5 protein-coding genes are annotated in these 5,546 nt (G+C 28.5%); 1 reads left to right on the plus strand and 4 read right to left on the minus strand.

Annotated features, from left to right (window positions below; translation table 11 throughout):
- Window positions 1–123: 123 nt before the first annotated feature.
- Window positions 124–1,782 (minus strand): hypothetical protein, encoded by a 1,659-nt coding sequence (locus tag ACIQ2X_RS13305; protein WP_396179419.1) that lies wholly within the window; start codon window positions 1,780–1,782, stop codon window positions 124–126.
- Between the two features lie 249 nt (window positions 1,783–2,031).
- Between ACIQ2X_RS13305 and ACIQ2X_RS13310 the strand changes: the two genes are divergently transcribed.
- Window positions 2,032–2,274: a hypothetical protein gene (locus tag ACIQ2X_RS13310; protein ID WP_396179420.1), complete on the plus strand. Its 243-nt coding sequence runs from the start codon at window positions 2,032–2,034 to the stop codon at window positions 2,272–2,274.
- Between the two features lie 123 nt (window positions 2,275–2,397).
- On the opposite strand, the gene ACIQ2X_RS13315 is transcribed toward ACIQ2X_RS13310, so the two are convergent.
- The 3 genes from ACIQ2X_RS13315 to ACIQ2X_RS13325 form a co-directional block, all read right to left on the minus strand.
- Complete coding sequence (locus ACIQ2X_RS13315) at window positions 2,398–2,859, minus strand: hypothetical protein (protein WP_396179421.1); 462 nt, start codon at window positions 2,857–2,859, stop codon at window positions 2,398–2,400.
- Between the two features lie 159 nt (window positions 2,860–3,018).
- Window positions 3,019–4,653: a T9SS type A sorting domain-containing protein gene (locus ACIQ2X_RS13320; RefSeq protein ID WP_396179422.1), complete on the minus strand. Its 1,635-nt coding sequence runs from the start codon at window positions 4,651–4,653 to the stop codon at window positions 3,019–3,021.
- A 280-nt stretch (window positions 4,654–4,933) separates the two neighbouring features.
- Complete coding sequence (locus ACIQ2X_RS13325; protein WP_396179423.1) at window positions 4,934–5,350, minus strand: hypothetical protein; 417 nt, start codon at window positions 5,348–5,350, stop codon at window positions 4,934–4,936.
- Window positions 5,351–5,546 lie beyond the last annotated feature (196 nt).

Raw genomic sequence — 5,546 nt, forward strand, 5'->3', positions numbered from 1 at the left:
TAACATATTGCCACTTTTTTTTACCTAAATATACTCTTTTTGGCAATTTAACTTCGCTTTTTATTACTATTTTTATATACAAGTTATTAACAGACAGATTGTTATAACATATTTAAGGAATGACTAACTAAAACTATTGCTGTCTGAAAATTCATAAGCTAAATACAAACCTGGATATGCACTCACATCCCAACTTGATTTAACTGTCCGTTTTATTCTATAAGAACAAACAGGCATAGCATATTTTTCTATTACTGATTTTAAATTACCATTATTTTCTGAAGTATTGATAACATCAACCATAAAGTTACCATAAAAATTAAACTTTTTATAGACTTCACTATCTTCTGCAATTTGAGGAAATAAATGAGCTAAAAATTGATTTGTCAAAAGGAAACATTCCGCATATTGAGAATTAACAATAGCATTATTAATATTAATAACATTATTAAAAATAGGTTTGCATTTAGTATAGTATTTTGATTGATAGTATTGAGTATTATTGGTTAACAAATAATAGTTTTCAATAGTTTCATCAAATAAACCATAGAAAGTATTAATGAAGTTTGCGTAATCTTTTAGTTTATTTTCATCTCCGTTTTTATTTTGCTTTAAGTCTGCCAGTTGTTGACTTACAATATTATAATTATTAAGTGTTCTTTTTATTAGTGCATATAACAAATCATAATTATCTTTGTTAATATATGCTTCAATAGAAGTTTGACTGTCTTCTAAAAATGGCTTTTTAAACAACCCATTATCTCTCCCTTTTTGATAAATTAATCCTACAAGATATTTTCTTTGATCTTCTTCCAATGATTTTAGATTAGCAGAATTTATCCATTTAATTTCTTTATATCCTTCTTTAATTTCATCTGTAGCCAAATTTTCAGAGAAAAGCTGTAGTAGTCCAATAATTTGATCTATGTCAAATTTACTTTTATCATTAGTGTAATATGAATCATTCAATTCATCTATAATATTGATTGGGTGTTCCCCTTTCTTTATTTTATTTATAGCATCATAAGAAATAATCGCAAAATGTACCATTTCTGTATTTGCTAGCTGTTCATTACGTAGAATAACTTCTTTAATTGCAATGGGTAATTCTATCAAATCTTTTTTAAAGGCAAGTATCCAAATTTCTCCCAAAGATGGAGAATCAAAATAATTCTTACTTTCAAAGAGGCGATAGGTATTTTTGAATACATCTTTTAATTTAATTGTCAAAAAACTTCCATTTCCTAAATCGATAGTTACAGCCCCATCAAGTTTATCTTTGAAATTTTGATAAAAGGTTAATGTAAGTTCTTGTTTTGTTCTATCTACTAAAAATTGAGAAAGTGCATTAATAATTTGAGTACTTGCTGCATAACCACTAGGTGCAACTGATGGTAATTTAGTTAATGCTTCCATAGCTGTATCTTTAAATTCAGGTTTAATTGCTACAGTTGATTTATTTCCATTACCCCCTATGATATTTGGCGAACTTTCCAACACTATTACTTTTTTGGCAATTTCCTCCAATTTCTCTAAGGCTCCGGGTAATGAAAAATTTGATATTCTAGTATCAAAAGGATTATCCAGAAATAATTTTAAATCAGTTATAATTTTTTTGTCTTCATAATTAACTCCTCCAAAAACATTTCCTGTTTCTATTAAATTAATTTTCGATCGTAAATCAGCTTTTTTTTCCTTAGTTAAACTTTTGACTTGGTCAAATGATTGTTGAGCATAACCACTAAAGGCTGCAAAAATGAGTAATAGTAAAATTTTTTTCATAATGATTTGATTTATATAGTGAAACAACTAAGTTCAAAAAAATTATTCATATTTTTCATCTTGTATATTCTCGTGCGTCAGTCTTGCTACCAACGTTTTGCAACTTGCATTAGTGCCTTTGCAAATAAAAACTAATCTTTCGGTTTATGACCGAACATAACAAAGAAAAACAAAACTTTAAATTAATAACCAAGCCAAAGGCATTGATGCAAATTGCTGTTATCACTTCGGCTTTTTATTCCAAAAAATATGACAACAGATGAAATGCTTATCGAAATTGTAAATTACAATTACAAATCCGCTGGTTTTCCTTATGTATTTTTAGATTACTCACAATCTTTTAAATATTGGGCAATTACTTGGCGAAATCCAGTTGATTTTTCAAATGAAAAACAAACTAATGCACCAACTCCAAATGAGGCGTGTAAAAAAGCACTCGAATTTATAAAAAGCAATCCGAGTATTTTTAGCCGTTCCAACCAAGCTGAGTGATAACGTTTTGCAGCTACAAGAAGTTGGCGATTTCGGAGACGAAAACTGTCTACCACCACTGAACTTGATACGAAGCACAAAGCTTCATTTAACCACTGAACCGCCAATTTCTTGTAGGTGCTGTTATATGCCGTTTTCTTGTTGTTGTTCATTGACAGATATTTCAGCAATTAAATTAATTTCAACACATACCTCAATTAAATTTACTCTCTTTATTTGAGATCTTGGAAAATCACGCACATAATCTACATTAACAATGTAAATGGCAGTTGGTATATAATTATCAAAAAACACAAATGCATAATGTGTCGCAAGCGCATTTTCTCTATCATTTTGAGTTACAATATATCCATTATTGTTGTGAGGAGCCTTGGCTATCGATTTAACTTGAATGTATTTATCCTCTGTTTGGACGTCATAATCTCTTTGATTTACATTTATAGCTAAATGTCCGTTTAGACAATTTGCTACTAACCATTCTGAAAAATCCTCTATCGGATTATTGAATGTTCTTATAATTTGATTGTCCATCAGTTGCTGTCTAGCAAAGATATAGTCATTCCAAATTTCAATTAATTCATTCATAAATATTTAGTTTTAATGGCATATAACGTCCCAGCGCTTTGCGAGGTTGCGGGATTTTAGCACTAAAGTTTCTAAAAATTCCTAAACTTTAATTAAGCACAAATGCTTCTAAAAAAGCACTTACTCCGCAATCTTGCAAAACGCTTGTTGGCAGAAGATTTAATTTTTTATCAGTTTTTCAGTAAACTTTTCGCCGTTTTCAGTTTCAATTTGGATTATATAATTTCCACTTGTTAAACTCTCAATATTTATTTGTTCGTTAAATTTAGAGTTTCCATTTTTTACTATTCTACCTGTTAAATCTACAATTTTATAATCAAATTTTTCTGTTGTGTTTTCATTGCTTTGGATTGTGATATAATTGTTTGTTGGGTTTGGAAAAACAGTAATACCGTATTGTTGTGACTTTACTTCTGTTGTAGAGAGCGTTGACAAATCTAATTTATATAAACCTGGTTGAGAAAAGCCACTACTCATAGTAGTAAAGAAAATATTGTTGTTATTTCCAAAAAGTGGAGATGCAAAATTACCATAATTATTTGGAAATGAGAATACAGTAGAAAATTGATTTGTTGCATCATCATAAGTCGTTATTGTTGAATGATAATAATCTGATACATCTTGAAAATACAATTTATTATTTAAAGCGATACCATAATCTAAACGTTGATTACTTATTATTGAAGTTCCACTTAAATTTCCATCACTTTTCCACACTTCCCAATAAGCTATATTGGTATTTGGGTTTATTAAGTATTTATTGCCAAAAACTTTGTTATTTACAGAAATCGTATTTTCTCTACAACCACCATATATTGAGCAATATGGACTAGAAATGAATTCTGAATTAAAAATCATCGGTAGATTTGTCGCAATTGCTACTGCACTACCATTAGATTGATAAGTGATATTGTTTTTTTGGAAATAGATACTGTTATTTAGAATATAATAACCTTGATAATTATCAGTAACTGAGTTCCAAGAAAATATTGTTGATACAGAGTTATCATTCAAGTCTAATGATAAAATTGAGAGATCGTTTGTTGAATTCGAACTTCTATACAATAAATGGTTGTTTATTAATAATGGTTTACCAGTGATATTTTCTAATCCTGTCAAATAAGCATAAGGATCCGAATAGATTATTGAAAAATTTGAAATTTGACCAGATTCTATTTTAAAAATTTTGTTTGCTGGAGTTTGATTAGACCAAAAAGAACCTGATGCATAAATCGAATTATTAATATTAAATAATGTGCTAAAATTATAATAATCAATAGGATTATTATTAATATCTGTTTTTGAAGGATTAGTAATATTGCCATTATTCAAATCATAGAAATAACTTGTTGAGTTACCTGCGGTAATTAGTTTGCCATCAAAAGGAATAAAATCATAATCTAAATTCGTAAGATGTGTAACTGTATTATTAATTGGATTTAATTTATAAATTTTAGTTTGCCAACCTTTAAAAAATATTTCTCCATTATAAACTTGTACATTTCCTAAACTTTGTAAATCATAATCCCAGGTTAAAGGGTCACCTGTAATGGTTGTTACTTCGTTGGTAGTCATATTTACTTTAAAAATTGTACCTGCAAAGCCAGAAACACCCGTTGGTACAAAAGCTTTACAATATAAAAACTCATTGTATTTAAACATAGGATTGCAGGCTCCATTTACAAAACCATTTGGATCATATATTCCATAACCATTTGGCATAGGAATGTATGTCGTTTGTGCATTAATTAATAATGCAAAAAGCAATAATAAAATTGTTGTAACTTTTTTCATTTTTTTAAAGTTTAAAATTACCTACTTTCAGATTATTTTTAGTCGCTGTTTCGGCTTTTCCGACCGTCAGCAAAAGAATTTTAGATTTTCAGTTTTCGAGAAGTTTCATTTTAGCTCGAACGCTGGTCAAAATTTTCTGCCAACGTTCCCAGGCTTTGCGAGGTTGCGGACTAAATTAGCCTAAACTTTCGGTTAAACACTAAACTCAAAGATACAAAACCAACTTTAAATTAAGCCTAAAACCCGCAATCTTGCAAAACCTGTGTTGGCAGTAGTGTTTTTATTTAAAAAAATGTTTATTAATTGCATATAGTTTTTCGTGCATAGGTGAATGGCTAAGCAATTTTCTTTTGACTAACTCTTCTTCCAATGCTAACTGTTCCATATTTGAGTTTTTAGTACCGTTTTCAAATTGTTCATAAATATTTAAAAGGTTGATATCCGAAAAATATTGATAACTGTTTTTAGATTCTTGATACTCTCGCATATTCATTTTAATATTTTCATTCAATGAATTTTCTTGTTTTTTCTTCTCAATTTTTTGTTTTATATTTTGAGTAACTTCTTTAGATTTTTCTGCTCCTACAGAAATTAAAGTAAATACAATTGACATTACGATGACAAAACCTACCATAAAAAGTAGAAATTCTGGAATACTCAAAGCTTCACTCAAAAAAATAACATTAAAAATTTTCATTTGTATTTTATTTAATTATGCACTTAATTACTGATTTTTTTGGAAACTATAAGATGTAGGGAATAAATGAAATAACTCATTCAATCTCGGCAAATCTTTTTCAACTGTAAATCTTTCCCACTTACCAAAATGGTTTCTAGAAAAATTTTCTTGTGAAATTATATTATCATATTTATCATTTAAATAATTTGAAAAG

Source organism: Flavobacterium sp., assembly GCF_044368625.1.
Taxonomy (GTDB): Bacteria; Bacteroidota; Bacteroidia; order Flavobacteriales; family Flavobacteriaceae; genus Flavobacterium.